Below are 18275 nucleotides of genomic sequence, written 5' to 3' on the forward strand. Positions count from 1 at the left end.
GCTCCTTAGTTCTCTGTCTCGGCAAGGAAGTCATCGAGCCGGCTGATGCGCTGGCGCCAAATATCTTCGAGGGAGGTCAGTAGTACTTGTGCTTGCCGGAGGGTCTCCGGCTGCCCACGAACGATGCGTTCGCGACCACGTGCGATTTTTGTGACCAGGCAAGCAGCTTCTAGTACTGCCACGTGCTTTTGCACTGCTGCAAAAGACATGTCGTAGTGTGCCGCAAGTTCAGAAACACTGACTTCGCCGCGAAGCGTCCGCCGCACGATGTCTCGTCGTGTGGCGTCTGCCAAGGCGCGGAAGACCTTGTTCGTCTGTTCTTCGCTCAACTCATATACAACCATTTGGTTGTATATTACGCCCCGGTGGAACCATGAGTAAAGGGGTTGGCTTAAGTTTTTGATAAATAGGTCGATAAGTCACCCGAAAAACTCGAGAAATTCAGTGGATTTGTCAGATAGTTATTCTCCGTATCCACCCTCCGCTCTTCTCAACTCTCCAGTGTTCGCCTAGTCTTGTGAGACCGCACAAAATCAGCTTTCCGACGAGGTGAAGAAGGAGTAATGGGTACGTCCGCCATTGACTGGTCCAACACAACTCGTCGAGCGCAACAAGCGCGTGAGCTGCTTTCCGCCCAAGAAGCCGGAATTGGCGATCTGCCACTGCGTACTGATGTGCGTGAATCATGGAAACGTTCGCTAGCTCAAGATGGTTTGGTGCAAGGCCCTCCGGTGCTCAGTAACGATCGCCTGCGTCTTGCCCGTGAACGTAGTGAACTGCAGCGAATCTGGCCGGTATTTGAAAAACTCCTGGTTCCCGCAGCGACCGACGCCAATCTTCTGGTGGCCCTGGCCGATGCCGGCGGAACCTTGTTATGGGTCGCGGGAAGCAGTAGCTCCATGAGCCAGGCAGAGCACGTGGGCTTTATGGCTGGTGCCGATTGGGCGGAGCGATCCGTGGGAACCTCGGCACCCGGGATGGCCTTGGCCACCGGGTCCGGCTCTCAGGTTTCTGGCGCTGAACACCTTTATGAGCAGGCCCAGCAGTACAGTTGTTCAGCTGTACCCATCAGGGATCTGCGTAGTGGCCAGGTGATCGGAGCCATCGATCTGACCGGAGGACCTGAAGCTATCGCGGCGCATTCCTTGCCGCTACTGCAGGCAGCCGTCATGGCCGCCGAAACGCAATTACTGCTGCCCGGCGCGGGAGTCGTCGCCGACCCTGACTACCTTGATTTGGGCCGACCGGATGGCGCCCACTTGGGATCTCACCCCATTTCCCTGCGCCATGCCGAGATTTTGACCCTGCTGGCCCAGCACCGCGATGGCCTGACTAGCGCGCAACTGGTAGAAGAACTCTTTGAACGACCAGACTCGGCCGCCGAAGGAACCGTGCGCGCCGAAATGGTCCGGTTGCGCAAGGTTCTGGCGGGTACGCCCGGGCGGACCCTGACCTCTCGCCCTTACCGCCTGCAATGGGAACTTCAAACGACCATCGGCCGCTTGTGGCGGGCACTAGAAAATGGCGACATTGAATCCGCGTTGCAGCTTTACTCTCCGGGCATGCTTGAACGATCCCAGGCTCCTGGCATCCTCGTGTTGCGCTACCGCGCCGAAGCGGCACTCCGCGAGCTAGTCATGGACCGCGGCTCCGCCCAACAACTACTCAATCTTGGCCGCCAGCTGGCCGATTCCGGGCTGCTGCGTGCCGCATTGCGCGAACTTCCGGCCAGTTCCCCGGCCCGTTCCTTGATCGTCGCGGAGATTCAAGAGCTCGAATCCTAACTAGATGCAACCAGTTGCATCACGTTGCAACCTACCTGCAACGTTGCTGTGATTAGAGTCACACTCAAGAGGTCGGGCAGCAGAATTCCCGGCAGCAGTCACTGACGAAGGAGTCGTGTAACCATGAGCGTTTACGCAAACCCCAACACCGACGGCGCATTGGTCAACTTTAAATCGCGCTACGAAAACTACATCGGTGGACAGTGGGTCGCCCCGGTCAAGGGGATGTACTTTGAAAACATCACCCCGGTCACCGGAAAGGCCTTCTGCGAGGTGGCCCGTTCCACCGCCGAAGATATTGAACTTGCGCTCGATGCAGCCCACGCCGCCGCACCAGCCTGGGGCAAGACTAGCCCCGCTGAACGCGCAGTGATTCTGAACAAGATCGCTGACCGCATCGAAGAAAACCTCGAAATGCTCTCGGTGGCCGAAACCTGGGACAACGGCAAGGCCATCCGCGAATGCCTCAACGCCGACCTGCCACTGGCTGTGGATCACTTCCGCTACTTCGCCGGTGCCATCCGCGCCCAGGAAGGCAGCCTCTCACAGCTCGATGACGACACCACCGCCTACCACTATCACGAACCACTAGGCGTGGTCGGCCAGATCATCCCTTGGAACTTCCCACTGCTGATGGCCGTATGGAAGCTGGCCCCGGCACTGGCCGCCGGCAACGCGATCGTACTCAAGCCAGCCGAACAGACCCCGGTCAGCATCCTGGTGCTCTTCGAATTGATCGGCGACCTGCTACCTGCCGGTGTGGTCAACATCGTTAACGGTTTCGGCGTCGAGGCCGGTAAGCCATTGGCATCCAACAAGCGCATCCGCAAGATCGCCTTCACCGGTGAAACCACCACCGGCCGCCTGATCATGCAGTACGCTTCCGAGAACCTGATTCCGGTCACCCTTGAACTCGGTGGCAAGTCCCCGAACATCTTCTTCGAGGACATTGCGGCCCAGGATGACGCGTTCTACGACAAAGCTCAGGAAGGTTTCACCCTCTTTGCACTGAACCAGGGCGAAGTCTGCACCTGCCCATCGCGTGCACTGGTACAGGAAAGCATCTACGACCGCTTCATGGGAGATGTTGTCGCCCGCACCAAGGCCATCAAGCAGGGCAACCCGCTGGACACCGACACCATGATGGGTGCCCAGGCCTCCAACGATCAGCTCGAAAAGATCCTGTCCTACATGGACATCGGAAAGTCTGAAGGCGCCAAGATCCTGCTCGGGGGCGGTCGTGCCGATCTCGGTGGAGAGCTCTCCGGTGGCTACTATGTGCAGCCGACCATCTTCGAGGGCACCAATGACATGCGCATCTTCCAGGAAGAGATCTTCGGCCCGGTGGTTGCGGTGACCAAGTTCAAGGACTACGACGACGCGATCTCCATCGCGAATGACACCCTGTACGGTTTGGGCTCGGGTGTGTGGAGTCGTAACGGTAATACTGCCTACCGCGCAGGTCGGGCCATCCAGGCCGGCCGCGTTTGGGTCAATCAGTACCACGCCTACCCGGCACACTCGGCCTTCGGCGGTTACAAGTCCTCCGGCATCGGACGTGAGAACCATTTGATGATGCTCGACCACTACCAGCAGACCAAGAACCTGCTGGTGTCCTACTCGGAAAACAAGCTCGGCTTCTTCTAAGCCGAAAACTGCCCCAAACAACATCAAAAACACGTAGACCTCGAAGGTGCGGGGTCAATCACGGTAGTACCCGGGACGCGATTGGTCTCAATTCCCGGGTATCGCCAACTGCCTCGCACCTTCGAAGCCCATGCAAAGGACAAAGTACATGAGCACGATGAAAGCTGCAATAGTTGAAGGCTTCGGCGAAGAATTTCAGGTAAAGGACACCGCAATTCCCGAGCCGGGTCCCGGCCAGGTGCTGGTCAAACTGATCGCCTCCGGCGTCTGCCACACCGACCTCCACGCCGCTGAAGGTGACTGGCCGGTCAAGCCAAAACTTCCACTGATCCCAGGCCACGAGGGTGTCGGAATTGTCGAGAAAATTGGCGACCGGGTCACCGAAGTCGCCGTGGGCGACCTGATCGGCAACGCCTGGTTGGCCAGTGCCTGTGGCCACTGCCAGTACTGCCGTACCGGTTGGGAAACGCTGTGTGAGTCCCAGACCAACGGTGGCTATTCGGTGGATGGTTCCTTCGGCGAGTACATGCTGGTTGATGCCCGTTTTGCGGCGCATATCCCTGAAGGTTCGGACCCTCATGAAATCGCCCCGGTACTCTGCGCCGGCGTGACGGTGTACAAGGGTCTGAAGATGACCGAGGTCAAGCCAGGTCAATGGGTCGCCATCTCAGGTATCGGCGGACTCGGGCATATTGCCGTACAGTACGCCGTCGCCATGGGTATGCGAGTGATCGCCATCGACGTCGCAGATGACAAGCTGGCCCTAGCTAAGAAGCACGGCGCAGAAATCACCGTGAACGCCTTCGCGCAAGATCCTGCCGAGGTCATCCAGGAGAAGGTCGGCGGAACCCACGGAGTGTTGGTGACCGCGGTACACCCGAAGGCCTTCGGCCAGGCGATCGGCATGACCCGACGTGGTGGAACCATTGTGTTCAACGGCCTACCAGCTGGCGATTTCCCGGCACCGATCTTCGACATTGTGCTCAAGGGTCTGACCATTCGCGGTTCGATCGTCGGCACCCGCCAGGACATGATCGAAGCGCTGGACTTCTACGCGGCAGGCAAGATTAAGCCGACCTTCCACACCCGTCCGATCGAAGATATTAATGCGGTCTTTGACGAAATGCGCCATGCCAAGATCGATGGTCGCGTCGTGATTGACTACACCGGAACCAAATAGGCCCCAGTGCTCGGGCCGGACGCTGCCCCCTTTCGGCGTTCCGGCCCGAGCACTGCGTGTTCTTGGCCAGCATGGACTACCTGGAGTAAAAAGAGGACACTGGCCACAACGGCCGTTAACCCACCAAGAAGTTAGCCCACGAAGAAGTGCAGGAGTGAACCATGAGTACCGTGACCGAAACCAAAGCCACCATTCCCGGAGAGGGTTTCTCACGAGTTGCGTTCACCCCCGAAGCCGTGGAACTGTTGCGCAAACTCTGGGGAATTCACGGCCCGCTGATGTTCCACCAATCCGGCGGCTGCTGTGACGGGTCCTCCCCAATGTGTTACCCGGCCGGGGAATTCCGCACCGGTGGCTCCGATATTCTGCTCGGGTTGCTCCCGCTGGACGACGGCGCCGGTTCGCTGCTCGGCGAGATCGAATTCTGGATGTCTAAAGAGCAGTTTGAATACTGGAAACACACCAAGCTCACCGTGGATGTGGTGACCGGTCGGGGCTCTGGGTTCTCTGTTGAGTCCCCGGAGGGCAAGCGCTTTTTGATCCGTAGCGAAATCATTGAATTCCCGGAGCACTAGACTGGCAGTATGCGCCTGTGGTCAGTTCATCCGTCCCTGCTTGATGCCAAGGGTTTAGTGGCGTGCTGGCGTGAAACCCTTCTGGCGCAAAAAGTGCTTGCCGGTGAAACCCGTGGCTACAGTGAGCATCCGCAACTGACGCGATTTAAGGCCCAACCTGATCCCCTCAGAGCCATCGGCAGCTACCTGAGTGGCCTCCATGACGAATCCCGCGCCCGGGGATATAACTTTGATCAGAGTAAAATTCTCTACCGCTCCATGGGTGAAATTGCTCTGACGATCCCGGTCACCACCGGTCAACTCGAGTTCGAACTCGAGCACTTGCGGCGCAAGCTTGAAGTTCGAGACCCGGCACGACTCGGGAATCTTCCAGAGGTTGATCGCGCGCAGCTACACCCGCTCTTTTCCCTGGTGCCCGGTGAAATTGAGGCCTGGGAGAAGGATGCCCAGGCTCTTAGGCGATAGCCACCGAAAGTGCGGCGCTCAAAGCCTGCGCAAGGTCATCGGCAACTTCCTGCGATTGACCTAAATAGCCGTTGACCATGGCGCCGTCGCGCAACATCATGAATTGACGTGCCAGTGCTCGCGGATCCTGCGCTCCGGCATCAGCGGCAATGGATGCAAATTCATCAAGCATCCAATTCCGGTGGGCCTCGACAACTTCCCGCACCGGATCTTGCGGATCGCTATATTCTGCGGCCGCGTTAATGAACGCGCACCCACGAAAGCCTGGGCTGCAGGTGGCCGTGCCAATTCCGGCCGCAATGGCCTCTAGGGTGCCGGTCGGATCCTGCGGATTGTGCATGCTGGTAAACCAAGCGCTCTCTTGTTCCGCTTGTGCCTGTAAATACGCAACCACTAGGTCGTTTTTGTTTCGGAAATGACGGTAGAAGGTGACCTTGGTGATGCCGACTTCTTCGATGATCTTATCCGCGCTAGTGGCCCGAATGCCCTGCGCATAGAACAGCTTGTTGGTCGCGTCGAGGATCCTCTGGCGGGTGGATTTTGCAGTTGCTTTGGCTGGCATGGTTCCCTTTCGATTCCTCAAACTCTTGCGCTGGTATACGAAGTAGTCTACCTTAACCATGTAGACGAACTAGTAACTCTACTAGTTTCGCTTCCATCGACCGAAAGCTGGCCATGAGCTACTCCCATAAACTTCGCAATCTCTATTTCACCCGCTTCGCCTTCGCTGTGCTCTGGGTGGGGCTGATGTTCGCAACCGCCGCAAAACACGTTGAACCCACGGCGCTACTCACCGTGCTTCTGGTGCTCTACCCACTGTTTGATGCTGGCGTGGTACTTTGGCAAATGCGCGCCAACCCCGAAAAGGACCGCGCGAAAATGAGTGAGTGGCTCTCGATCGCGGTCAGCGTGCTTGTGGCCATCGCGCTGGGAATTAGTTCCTCAACCTCGCTGGCGGCAGCACTCGCCGTCTGGGGCGTGTGGGCGATTATCGCCGGCATTCCGCAGCTGATTACCGCGATCCGCAACCGCGCTGCGGGAGGCCAGGTCGCACAAATGCTCTCGGGTGGCATTTCGGTGTTTGCCGGCGCAGGATTCCTGACCCAGGGGATTGCCGGTCAAGCGATGATGACCGGTCCGGCCGGTTATGCTCTGCTCGGAGCGATATTCTTCCTGGTTTCCGCCATTCGCCTGAGCCTCAAGCTGCGAAAGGGATAGCCGGGAGCTTTTATGCCCGCTGGAGGCCTGCGCTCAAGCTATCTAGGTGCTCGGCAAGTCGAGTGCTGGCGTTGGATAGGTGTTGGGCCAAAACTTCGGCGGCACCTTCTTGATCGCCGGCGATGATTTTCTCTAGCAGTCGGGCATGTTCGGCGGCGATGTCGGCGGTATTGAGCAGGGTCGCGTCCTGAACCTGGGTCATGCACAAGCGGATTTCGTCGCTGAGCTGCTCGTAAATGGCGCTGGTGCGCGATGACTCCAAGGCCTGAACCAGAGCTGCGTGAAAGCGGACGTCGGGATCAACGATCTGAATCGGCGAAGCGTCGCTCAGCGCGGTGATTTCCGCGTTGGCTTGGCGTGCGGCTTCCGGGACCTGCCCGGTGCTGGCCAATAGCCGTACCGCCTCGGCCTCGATAATTGCGCGGGTGCGGTAAATATCTCGAGCATCGGTTGCACTCAGCCGGGTCACCTTGGCGCTTTGATGGGCGTTGCGGGTCAACAGTCCGCTGGCCACCAAATTTTCCAATGCGGCCTTGGCTGTGGGGCGAGCCACCTGGTAGTGCGCCGCCACCTCCACCTCGCCCAAAGGGGTGCCTGGGGTCAGCTCGCCACTGAAGATTCGAGTGCGCAACGAGGCGATCACGGCCTGCACCACCGAAACTACTCCTAAACGGGCTGCCACCTTGGTCCTTTCGAGCGGGCAGAAAATAACTTCACAAGTATCCCATGAATCGTACTATGATGAGCTGTGTACTTGTTAGACAATTTTCTTTCTTGGCAGGTATTACCTGCCCACCGCACAGGAGCGCACCATGGCATTGAGCACGCCAGCACTCGGAGAACCCACGGTTTCCCCTACAATTCTCGACCTCGTGAGCGAACCGGGCCGCGTTAAAACCAGATCCATCGACCGGGTCGCCTACGCCTCGGATGCATCCCACTACTTGTACACCCCGCAGGCGGTGATCCTAGCCAAAGACGCTGCTGAAGTCTCGGCCTTACTGCGCGCGGCCGCCACCAATAACCAACCGGTCACCCTGCGCTCGGGTGGCACCTCACTAGCCGGTCAGGCCAGTGGCGATGGACTGATGATCGACGTACGCCGTAATTTCCGCGATATCAAGTTGCTCGATGATGGTGCGCGCGTCCGCGTTCAGCCCGGAGCCACGGTCCGACAGGTCAATGCGCGCTTGGCCGTCTACGGCACCATGCTGGGCCCTGACCCAGCAAGTGAAGCGGCCTGCACCATCGGCGGCGTCATCGCGAATAATTCTTCGGGTATGGCCTGCGGTACCGAATTTAATACCTACCGCACCCTGGAATCCATGACCTTCGTGCTGCCCTCCGGCACCATGATTAACACCGCCGATCCCGATGCCGACCGCCAGCTGGCCGCCGCCGAGCCACAACTGGTCGCCACCCTTGACCGACTGCTCAAGCGCGTCCGCAATAACCCATCATCGGTCGCCAAAATTCAGAAGCACTTCGCGCTGAAAAACACCATGGGCTACGGCATCAACGCGTTCTTGGACTACGACACCCCAGCCGAGCTGATGGCGCACCTGATCATCGGCTCCGAAGGAACCCTGGCCTTTGTCGCTGAAGCGGTCTTCCGCACCGTGCCCATCCGCAAACTGGCCATTGCCACCCTGGCCGTCTTTGACAACCTTGATTTAGCTACCCGTGCGCTGCCAGAATTGCTCGATTCCGGGGCGGCCACCCTGGAACTCATGGACTCCACCTCACTGCGTGTGGGCCAGGAACTGCCCGGTGTTCCGGAGGCAATTATGGGCTTTGACGTGGATCAACAGGCTGCACTGCTCGTCGAATATCACGCCGACACGGCGGAAGAACTCAGCGGATTGCAAACGGCCGGCCAACACCTGCTGGATTCTGCCGCGCTGCGTGCGCCAGCACTACTTTCGCAGGATGCCACCAACCGCCAAGCCGCCTGGAAATTCCGCAAGGGGCTCTACGCCTCGGTGGCCGGCGCCCGAGCTTCGGGAACCACCGCGTTGCTCGAAGACGTGGTCGTCCCGGTCGCATCACTGGCCGAAACCTGTGGCAGCCTGCAGGAACTGTTCACCCAGTACGGCTACGAAGATTCGGTGATCTTCGGGCACGCCAAGGACGGCAACATCCACTTCATGCTCACCGATCGTTTTGAAGGCGACGCGGCGCTGAACCGCTACAACTCTTTCAATGACCAGATGGTGGAACTGATCCTCTCCAAGGGCGGCAACCTCAAAGCAGAACATGGCACCGGTCGCGCCATGGCTCCATTTGTCCGTGCGCAATACGGCGATGAACTCTACGAAGTTCACCTAGAACTCAAAGCTGCCTGCGACCCACGCCTGATGATGAACCCTGGCGTGATCATCGACGAAGACCACGCCGCGCACATCCGCAATATCAAACTTAACGAAACCATCGAAGTTGAAGCTGATCGCTGTGTGGAATGCGGTTATTGTGAGCCGGTTTGCCCTTCCAAAGACCTGACCCTGACCCCACGTCAGCGCATCGTGGTGCGCCGTGCGATCGCCAAGGCCGAGGCTGAAGGCAACACCGAACTGGCAGCTGAGCTGGAACGCGACTACGAATACAACGGCGTACAGACCTGCGCCGTTGATGGCATGTGTGTCACCGCATGCCCAGTAGGTATCAACACCGGCCTGCTGGTCAAGCGCCTGCGCCGCGAAGATGCGCATCCCGTGTTGGCGGCAGGCTTCAAGGGCGCCGCCAAGGGATGGGGCCCTGCCACGCGTGTTGGATCGATGGCCCTGAGTGTTGCCGACAAATTCCCTGCGCCGCTGGTTCGAGGGGTGACCGACGTTGCCCGCAAGGTCATCAGCACCGATGTCATGCCTCGCTATGATGCGGACCTGCCCGGTGGTGGCAAAGCTCGTAAACCAATGTCCGGTAACTTAGGCGCTGCAGGAACTGAACCACTGGCCATCTACCTGCCGGCCTGTGTGAACTCGATGTTCGGTCCCGCCGGGGACGGTGAGGGTGTCTCCGCGGCCTTCACCAAGCTGTTGCATGCTGCTGGCGTTTCGGTATTTGTTCCCCAAGGCATCGAATCTACTTGTTGCGGTACCCCGTGGACTTCCAAGGGATACGCTGATGGGCACGATGTCATGGCGCAGCGCGTCCTGGAAGAAGTGCGTTCTGCCATGCCAGGAAAGAACCTACCGGTGATCTCCGATGCTTCCAGCTGCACCGAAGGCTTTGCGCACACCCTAGAAGAGCACGGGTACGAGGTCGTTGACTTGCTGGCTTTCACGACCAAGCATTTGCTAGACAAGCTGCCTGAAATTGAGAAGATTTCTTCACTGACCTTGCACCCCACCTGCTCGTCGACGCAAATGGGCCTCAACCCTGACCTGCAGAAGATCGCGGAGACTGTTGCCCAGGCCGTGAATACCCCGGTGAATTGGGGCTGCTGCGCATTCGCGGGAGACCGTGGCATGCTGCATCCAGAACTGACCGACTCGGCCACCGCGCGTGAAGCTGCCGAGGTCCGCCAACTTGATGCCGAAGCGCATGCTTCATGCAACCGAACCTGCGAGTTGGGGATGTCGCGAGCTACCGGTAAAGAGTACCGTCACGTAGTTGAACTCTTGGCTGAAGCGGCATCCAAGTAACAATTTCAGTGCCGTCCAGATACTCAGTCTGGGCGGCACTGCTCTTGGTGCGAAAAGCACTTATCTACAATGCTCCGGTGCCAAATACCCTAACTAGTGAGTGGTGTCTTCGGAATAGGGTTAAACCTAGTCATCACTGATGCTCGGAAGGAGCCACATGCGCATCGCTGTACTGCAGGACGAGGCAGAGGTCTTGGGGATTGAGCGCAATCTCGACGCTATCGATCGTGCTGCGCAGAGTGCTTCCGAAAATGGGGCAAAGATCTTGCTCACTTCTGAGCTTTTTGCGGTCGGCTATGCTCCTTATGTTTTACGTGATTCTCTGGATGTCGCGTTGTTGCCTTCAGTGCGTGAACGATTGTCGCAGATCGCGGCGGAGCACTCGATCGCGTTGGTCTACTCACTGCCGGAGATCACTGCGGATGGGTGGCTGATCACTTCAACATTCCTTGATGAACGTGGGGCCAAGCTTGCCCATTATCAGAAGGTTCAGTTATTCGGCGCTGAAGAGCACGAGGTATTTGTCGCTGGAACTAATCCTCCTGCGTCCTTCGACTATGCGGGACTGACGTTGGGTATGGTGATCTGCTTTGATGTGGAATTCCCAGAAATTGTCCGTGAAGCCGCGCGACGTTCGGTGCAATTGTTGCTAGTTCCCACCGCTATGGGACGTGGTTATGAGCAGGTGTGCACTCGTCTGGTCCCTACTCGTGCCATGGAGAGTCAGCTGTTCATCGCCTATGCAAACCACAGCGGAACTGAAGCTGGGTTTGAGTTGGCCGGAACTAGCGTGATCGCCGGTGCTGACGGAGAGATCTTGGCGCAAGCTGGATCTGGTACGGAACTTCTTACCGCTGACATCGATGTGAGCACTTTGGAGCAAATCAAATCGGAAGTTCCGTACCTCGCTGAAGCGCGGCGAGATCTCTATGCACAGTGGCTATCGAAATAATGAAGTAGTTTGCTGGATGTTCCCGCAAGGCGCAGCGTCGTCCGGGAACATCCTAGAGTCTTAGGCTGCGGTGGCTTCCGGGGTATCGTTCCGGTTCAACTTGTCCTTGAGTTCTTTGAACCATTGTGAATCGGCGGCGAGCTGAGGAAAAGGTTTGTGAGCGTATCCAGTTGCCGGCGGGGCTGTGGACCGATATGACATCCCGGATACTGGGTTGATCAACATCGCGTGATCATCTTTCAGCATCGTGTATTCGAACCAGCCTTCGGCCTGCTTGGTCTTGTTGCAGAGGGCGCAACGACCACAGCAATTGCGCGCGGTGGTCTTTCCACCCTTCGCGTACTGCTTTACGTGGTCTGCTTCTTCAACGATTCCGTCGCAAAAAGGTGTTCGACAATGTCGGTCTCGAATGCTGATGAACTTCTTGAGCTTCTGCGGGAAGATCCGAGCTTTGGAATCCATGCTTATCAGGTCTTGGTCCCCGGGAGCGGTGTAGATCCTAGAGAGCTCGGTGAGCACTTCGATTTGTTCGATGTGTTCCGGTGTGAGCTTTGCTTCCATCTCTTCAAATGTAAGTTCGTTCTCGATCTGATGGCCACCGATCCATTCGCGCACTTCCTGTGCGGGGATGTATCCGTAGCCTTCAAGAAGAGCCGGTTCACGTTCGCCCTGAAATAATGCTCGGTCAGTCATGATGACGCCAACCTGCAAATTGATAGGCATCTTTGAAGGCTCGCCGATCATCATGTAGCTGAAGAGAATATCCGCTCTGATCTGCTTGAGGGTTCGCTTGTCACCCTTTTTCTTGAGCTTGCGAGATTCCTCGTAGAGATAGTTCCTCAGCCCCATGCCAGGAAGTAGTGGGAACTGTGCCGTAAGGTTCACGGCGCCGGTTTTATCATCGATCTCCATACGAGCGAACCGGTTTTCCTCAACGGTTTTGTGCTCTTTAGACACCGGATCAGAATTGAAGGAGAGCGCAAACTTCCGCACCGTATCTTTGATCTGATTTCGTCCCATGGACTCAAACATGTCTGGGTTCTGAGCGAAGAGCGCATCAAATTCTGTACGTCGTAATGCTTTGACGGTCTGCAACTCGGTGAGGATTGTCATTACTTGGGATTCGGTAAATTCGCCGCGTGAAAAGGCCGCCGCAATGTTAGGTGTGTCCTCGTGTAAGACTCGGCAGTTGACTAGGTAGTTGCGGAATCCGGTAGGGGATTGTTTGCGGGCGATAGCGACGCTACCTGCGGCGCCTCGGGTTTGGTCATCGAGATTGACACCGCGTTCTTCATGATCGCGAATAAATTCCTTCTCGGTTTGGTGAGCAAGGCAAGCCTGCTGGTAACGGGCGACAGCAACGAGGGATTCAAGTCTTTCAATGGCCTGCAGACAATCGGCTTTGCTGCCGTGGTCTTGAATCCACGTCAGATCTTTTTGCAGTGCGAGCCAGTGGCTTTCGAAATCCCCTGGTTCTCCTGCTGGAGGTAGGCTGCCCTCCTGCGCCTTTGCTTCGGACATATTTCAATTATACTCCGCTAGCTCGAATATGTCTTCGAATATTGTGGAAAACTTTACCGAGGTTCACGGTGGTTTTGCTTAGGGGTTGGCGAGGAAGGATAGCGCGAGGTAGAGGTCCTGGCGCACCGCGGCGTGGTTGAGGTCTTTGTTGAGGATCTCGCCGATGGTGGCGATATGGCGGCGCACTGAGTTGCGATGAAGGTCGATGTTTTTTGAGGTTTGATCCCAGGAGCCATTGGCTTCTAACCACCCGCGAAGCACGTCAAGATACAGGTCGCGACGGGATTCTGGGAGAGCAAGTAAAGGGGCGAGTAGCTCTTCGGCGAGCTGTTTACCAGCTTCGGGCGGCAGGAGGGAAGCGAACGAGCGCGGGATGGCTGTGGCGTCAAGGCTTTGGCGTTTTTCGCGCATTTGGGGGAGTAGGCCGGTGGCCTGGGCTAGTAGATCAGGCAACTTTTCGCCGAGTTGGCGGTCGGCCGGTTCCGGGAGGCTAAATCCGGCGAGGTAGCCGGAAGATTTTAGATGTTCGAACAACTCGTGGGTTGGCTCGGTGTTGGTCAGCGCCACGAAGTGATCGGCGTTTAAAGCCACTAGTTCCGTGGCAAGAAGCGTCTGAAGGTGGGGAAGATGGAGGTCGGGATTCTGATCGGCGATGTTATTCAATGGGGAAATGACCGCAACGCGGACCGAGTCTGCGGTGGTAGATCCGAGGCTGTTGCGCAGGAGATTCAGGGTGTGGGGATCAAGAGGCGTGCGTTGGCGCAGAAGCACAGTGGTGGCGAGCTGTTCGGCGGTCGATGAGCTGGTCACGCGTTGACGAGCCAGAACGTCGAGCAGCCCCAGCGCGGTGGTGATCAGGTTGTGGTCGGAGGCTGACGGGGTGCGCGCGAAGCCGACGGATAGTACGCCGAGCACCGGAGCGTGTGGCCCTGCGGCGATGGTGGCGCGCAGCGGGAAGGCGAGATCAACCAGTGAATCTTCGCTGCGCATGGCGAATTTCTGACTGTTCGATGCTTGGGTGAAAAGTTCAGAACTTAGATCGTGGTTCGGGGTGGCGTTCTGGGCGAGCGAGGCTTCGTGGCGGACTTGTCCCTGCGCGTCGAGCAGTCGGACGCTGGCCTTGAGCCGCTGGGATAGGGTGGCGATCAGTTGGGCCTCGGGGTCGGCGTGGGTCAGGCAGCGCATCAGTGCGCGGTGTGCTTCGGCGCTGGTGCGTAGCCGGGCGGCGCTATCTGCTTCGAGCAGCTGCGCGAAAGCGATGCCGATGGCGGCGAAGGGAACGGTGGCTGGGATTTCCAGCAGGGGTAGATTGTTCTCGCGGCACGCGTCCAGGACCGTTGCGGGAACTTCGGTGAAGTAGGGTTCGAGCCCAAAACCTAGCGCGCTGACCTTCGCCTGGGCGAGGCGGGCGATGAACGCGCGGACTTCTTCGGGATCATTTTCGTGGCCGAGCAACGGGAAACCGCTGGTGAGGATCATTTCCTCGTCGAGCAGGTAATCGGTGGGATCGTCCATATCGCTAGCTTCCACCCAACGCAGCCGGCGATCGCCCGCGTCGTGGAGCAGGGTGATTTCTGGAGGTAGCTGACGGAGAAAACGGCTCAGGGTGATGCCGGTGGGCTCGTCGGTGAGCGCGGATGGCGATGGTGCGGAATGTCCCATGAGACACTATTTTAGTTCAAAACTTCCATATTGAGAGCCGGGTCACAGATTTAGGCTTGAAGGCGGAAGAAAAACCACAGTGCCCTATTAACCACAGTGCCCTATTAACCACAGTGCAGCGAGGACCCGAGATGAACAGCACCACTAGCGCCAGGCCGCGACCAGCCACTGGCCTTGGGCCGCAGCTACGGCGGCGTAAGTCGATCCAGCAGATGGTCGGCGACGCCGAAGCGAACTCCTCCGGCGGCACGCTGCGCCGCACCCTCGGCATGTGGCAGCTGACGATGATCAGCGTCGGCGCCACCATGGGCACCGGAATTTTGGTGATCCTCGGGGCGACCGTGCCGATCGCCGGGCCAGCGATTTGGATCTCCTTCGTGATCGCCGGTGTGACGGCATTGCTTTCTGCCGTGTCCTACGCGGAAATGGCGGGCATGGTCCCGGTAGCCGGCTCCAGCTACTCCTATTCCTATGCGACCATGGGCGAAGGGATCGCCTGGATCTGCGGTTGGTGCCTGGTCCTGGAATACGCGGTCTCCGTGGCGGCCGTAGCGGTAGGCGCCGGCGAATACGTCAACGAGGCATTGCGCGCCTTCAACCTGCAACTACCCGACGCGCTCGCCGGGGGACCGGCCGAAGGTGGCGTGGTGAACCTGCCGGCGCTGATTGTGGTGGTACTGGCGACCTTGCTGCTGGTGCGCGGGGCCCGCGAATCGGCCATCGTGAACACCATCGTGGTCATCATCAAGGCCGGCATCCTGGTCTTCTTCTCGATCGTTGCCTTCAGCGCCTTCAACGCCGGCAACTTCGAACCCCTACTGCCCATGGGTGCTGCCGGGGTGACCGCGGCGGCCTCCAGCGTGTTCTTCTCCTACATCGGTTTTGACGCGGCCTCCACGGCTGGTGAAGAAGCCAAAAATCCCAAGCGCGATCTACCCCGGGCAATTATGCTCTCAATGCTGATCGTCACCCTGACCTATGTATTGGTCGCCGTTTCGGCGATCGGCGCGCGTGAGTGGACCTGGTTTGAAGGGACCGAAGCAGCCCTGGTGCAGATCGTCGGCGAAATCACCGGGCAGCCATGGCTGGTGCTGGTCTTCGCGCTGGCCTCGGTACTGGCCATCGCCTCGGTGGTACTCACCGTGCTCTACGGGCAGACCCGTATCCTGCTGTCCATGTCCCGCGACGGACTGGTGCCGGCCGCCTTCGGCAAGGTCTCACCGCGCACCGGAACCCCGGTGATCGGCACCCTGATCACCGGTATTCTGGTGGCGATCACCGCCGGCTTCATCCCACTGGGTGCACTGGCCGACGCCACGAGCATCGGCACCCTATTCGCCTTCGCGCTGGTGGGTGTCTCGGTGATGTACCTGCGCCGTAAGCAGCCGCTGGCACCGCGTACCTTCAAGGTGCCGCTCTACCCCATCACCCCGATCCTCGGTGTGGCCGCCTGCCTGTTCTTGATGAGCCAGCTGGGCTGGCACACTTGGCTGGTCTTCGGGGCCTGGATGGTCGTGGGCATCGGTATCTACCTGGGTTATGGGCGCCGACGCTCGGTACTCGGAGCGCTGAGCAAGCAAGAATATATCGACTCTCACCTGAATAATCGCAAGTAACTACGCAGGAAGTTTCATGAACAACAACCTCCCCATCACCATGCTCAACCCGGACTTCCCGTTCAGCTACGACCACTACCTGGACAGTGACGCCGGCCTAGGTTCGGTGCCTGAATCGCTCTACGGCACCGAAGTGGCAGTGATCGGCGCCGGACTTTCCGGCCTGGTGACCGCCTACGAACTGATGAAGCTGGGGCTCAAGCCAGTAATTTACGAGGCCGATCAGATCGGCGGCCGCCTGCGTACCGCCAGCTTCGCTGCAGCTCCACAGATCACCTGCGATTTAGGTGGCATGCGCTTCCCGGTCTCCAGTAAGGCGCTCTACCACTACATCGAGCTGCTGGGCCTGGAGACCTATGACTTCCCGAACCCGCTGGCTGAGCCTACCGATTCCACCGTGATCGAGCTGAAGGGGCAAAAGATCTACGTTGAAGACCCGGCCGACCTGCCAGTTTTCTACCAGGAAGTAGCCGACGCGTGGAAGCAGGCATTGCGCGAAGATGCCCACTTTGAGCAGATGCAGCAGGCCATCCGCGAGCGAGACACCCAGCGCATCAAGGAGCTGTGGAACTCGATCCTTGAAGAGTTCGACGAGGAAAGCTTCTACGGGTTTATCGCCAACTCGAAGGCCTTTAAGGAGGCCGGTTTTGAACACCGCGAGGCTTTTGGCCAGGTTGGTTTTGGCTCCGGCGGTTGGGACACCGACTTTCCGAACTCGATTCTAGAAATCCTGCGCGTGGTCTACACCGATGCCGACGATTATCACCGAGGCATCACCGGCGGCGCGGCCAAGCTCCCCGAAGCACTGTTCAACCATGCGCCGGAAAAGATGGCGCACTGGCCAGCAGGCACCTCGCTGTCCTCGTTGCACGGCGGAGCCCCACGCGGTGCGGTATCCAAGGTTTACCGCACCGAGAACCCGGGCTTTAACGGGGCGAACACCATTGAGGTGACCGAACGTTTTGGTCGCACTCAAGAATTTGGTGCCGTAGTTTCCACCGTGCAGTCCTGGCTACTGTCCACCGGGATCGACACTGATGAAGAACTTTTTGCGCCGGAACTGTGGACCGCGATCGAGCGCAGCCACTACATGCAGTCCTCCAAAACCTTCGTGATGGTGGACCGCCCCTTCTGGAAGGACCGCGACCCGATCACCGGTGAATACCTCATGTCCATGACGCTCACCGATCGACTGAACCGCGCCACCTACCTGCTGGATAACGGTGATGATCAGCCAGCGGTCATCCTGCTTTCCTATACCTGGAACGATGACGCGCTCAAGTGGCTCTCACTTTCGGCGCAGCGCCGCATGGAGCTCATGCTGCACTCGCTGGAAAAGATCTACCCGGGCGTGGATATCCGCAGCCACATCGTCGGTCAGCCAATCACCGTGTCTTGGGAGTCCGATCCGAACTTCATGGGCGCGTTTAAGGCCAACCTGCCCGGCCACTACCGCTACCAGCAGCGCCTGTACACCCACTTCGATCAGCAGCAGATGCCTGCCGAACATCGTGGCATCTTCCTTGCCGGTGATGATGTGTCGTGGACTGCCGGTTGGGCCGAGGGTGCGGTGACCACGGGGTTGAACGCCCTGTGGGGCGTCGTGAAGCACCTGGGTGGATCGGACGCGCAGGCCAATCCCGGCCCGGGTCTGTTCCTGGCCGAGATTGGTCCCAAGGCGCTGTAGTAGCTCAGTAACCGAGAACCCAAACGTCCCGTGTGCCGAAATGGTGCGCGGGACTCTTGGTTTAAAGTGCAGTCAAACTTGATTGCTGTAGATCAATCAGCATTGCTTTAAGAATGTTTTGGTTTCGAGTGGATATTTAACAGAAAGTACATTACTGTAAATACAGTAATTGTCGATCGCTGAAAATCTTGAAGGGAGATGGCGACGTTGCAGAAAAATGAACAACGAAAGCAGCATCAGCTGCAAGCCGTCAGCTTCAAGAATCTGAACAATGGCAAAAGTGAACCCCGCCGACTCGATCGGTTCGGGTTTGAGAAGCCATGT

15 protein-coding genes are annotated in these 18275 nt (G+C 58.4%); 10 read left to right on the plus strand and 5 right to left on the minus strand.

Annotated elements, in window-relative coordinates:
* Positions 1–5: 5 nt before the first annotated feature.
* Positions 6–344 (minus strand): ArsR/SmtB family transcription factor, encoded by a 339-nt coding sequence (locus tag QMQ05_RS00755; RefSeq protein WP_345472184.1) that lies wholly within the window; start codon positions 342–344, stop codon positions 6–8.
* A 219-nt stretch (positions 345–563) separates the two neighbouring features.
* On the opposite strand from QMQ05_RS00755, the gene QMQ05_RS00760 reads away from it, so the two are divergent.
* The 5 genes from QMQ05_RS00760 (at position 564) to QMQ05_RS00780 (ending at position 5651) form a co-directional block, all read left to right on the plus strand.
* Positions 564–1784 (plus strand): GAF domain-containing protein, encoded by a 1221-nt coding sequence (locus QMQ05_RS00760; RefSeq protein ID WP_345472187.1) that lies wholly within the window; start codon positions 564–566, stop codon positions 1782–1784.
* A 123-nt stretch (positions 1785–1907) separates the two neighbouring features.
* Positions 1908–3431, plus strand: a complete 1524-nt coding sequence (gene adh, locus QMQ05_RS00765; protein ID WP_345472189.1) for an aldehyde dehydrogenase — start codon at positions 1908–1910, stop codon at positions 3429–3431.
* A 148-nt stretch (positions 3432–3579) separates the two neighbouring features.
* Positions 3580–4611, plus strand: coding sequence for an alcohol dehydrogenase AdhP (adhP, locus tag QMQ05_RS00770; RefSeq protein ID WP_345472192.1), 1032 nt, complete (start codon positions 3580–3582; stop codon positions 4609–4611).
* A gap of 161 nt (positions 4612–4772) precedes the next feature.
* Positions 4773–5186, plus strand: coding sequence for a DUF779 domain-containing protein (locus QMQ05_RS00775; protein ID WP_345472194.1), 414 nt, complete (start codon positions 4773–4775; stop codon positions 5184–5186).
* A 9-nt stretch (positions 5187–5195) separates the two neighbouring features.
* Positions 5196–5651 carry a pyrimidine dimer DNA glycosylase/endonuclease V gene (locus QMQ05_RS00780; RefSeq protein ID WP_345472197.1) on the plus strand — a complete coding sequence of 152 codons (456 nt, stop codon included), beginning with the start codon at positions 5196–5198 and terminating at the stop codon, positions 5649–5651.
* Here QMQ05_RS00780 and QMQ05_RS00785 read toward each other — a convergent pair.
* Positions 5641–6213: a TetR/AcrR family transcriptional regulator gene (locus tag QMQ05_RS00785; protein ID WP_345472199.1), complete on the minus strand. Its 573-nt coding sequence runs from the start codon at positions 6211–6213 to the stop codon at positions 5641–5643. The two genes, QMQ05_RS00780 and QMQ05_RS00785, sit on opposite strands and share 11 nt — an antisense overlap.
* 113 nt (positions 6214–6326) lie before the next feature.
* Between QMQ05_RS00785 and QMQ05_RS00790 the strand changes: the two genes are divergently transcribed.
* A complete protein-coding gene (locus QMQ05_RS00790; RefSeq protein WP_345472201.1) occupies positions 6327–6869 on the plus strand; it encodes a hypothetical protein in 543 nt (180 codons plus the stop codon).
* A 10-nt stretch (positions 6870–6879) separates the two neighbouring features.
* Here QMQ05_RS00790 and QMQ05_RS00795 read toward each other — a convergent pair whose 3' ends face one another.
* Positions 6880–7551 carry a GntR family transcriptional regulator gene (locus tag QMQ05_RS00795; RefSeq protein ID WP_345472202.1) on the minus strand — a complete coding sequence of 224 codons (672 nt, stop codon included), beginning with the start codon at positions 7549–7551 and terminating at the stop codon, positions 6880–6882.
* A 130-nt stretch (positions 7552–7681) separates the two neighbouring features.
* Here QMQ05_RS00795 and QMQ05_RS00800 point away from each other — a divergent pair, with 130 nt between their 5' ends.
* The gene (locus tag QMQ05_RS00800) at positions 7682–10513 is read left to right on the plus strand and encodes an FAD-binding and (Fe-S)-binding domain-containing protein (protein ID WP_345472203.1); all 2832 of its coding nucleotides are present in this window, start codon (positions 7682–7684) and stop codon (positions 10511–10513) included.
* A 157-nt stretch (positions 10514–10670) separates the two neighbouring features.
* Complete coding sequence (locus QMQ05_RS00805; protein WP_345472205.1) at positions 10671–11465, plus strand: carbon-nitrogen hydrolase family protein; 795 nt, start codon at positions 10671–10673, stop codon at positions 11463–11465.
* A 60-nt stretch (positions 11466–11525) separates the two neighbouring features.
* Here the strand turns inward: QMQ05_RS00805 and QMQ05_RS00810 are convergent, their stop codons facing one another.
* Both QMQ05_RS00810 and QMQ05_RS00815 read right to left on the minus strand, forming a co-directional pair.
* A complete protein-coding gene (locus tag QMQ05_RS00810) occupies positions 11526–12986 on the minus strand; it encodes an HNH endonuclease (RefSeq protein WP_345472207.1) in 1461 nt (486 codons plus the stop codon).
* A 78-nt stretch (positions 12987–13064) separates the two neighbouring features.
* A complete protein-coding gene (locus tag QMQ05_RS00815; RefSeq protein WP_345472209.1) occupies positions 13065–14648 on the minus strand; it encodes a PucR family transcriptional regulator in 1584 nt (527 codons plus the stop codon).
* A gap of 131 nt (positions 14649–14779) precedes the next feature.
* Here QMQ05_RS00815 and QMQ05_RS00820 point away from each other — a divergent pair, with 131 nt between their 5' ends.
* Both QMQ05_RS00820 and QMQ05_RS00825 read left to right on the plus strand, forming a co-directional pair.
* A complete protein-coding gene (locus tag QMQ05_RS00820) occupies positions 14780–16264 on the plus strand; it encodes an amino acid permease (RefSeq protein ID WP_345472211.1) in 1485 nt (494 codons plus the stop codon).
* A 16-nt stretch (positions 16265–16280) separates the two neighbouring features.
* Complete coding sequence (locus QMQ05_RS00825; protein ID WP_345472213.1) at positions 16281–17951, plus strand: flavin monoamine oxidase family protein; 1671 nt, start codon at positions 16281–16283, stop codon at positions 17949–17951.
* The last annotated feature ends 324 nt before the right edge of the window (positions 17952–18275 follow it).

This window comes from Glutamicibacter sp. B1 (genome assembly GCF_039602135.1).
Lineage (GTDB): Bacteria > Actinomycetota > Actinomycetes > Actinomycetales > Micrococcaceae > Glutamicibacter > Glutamicibacter ectropisis.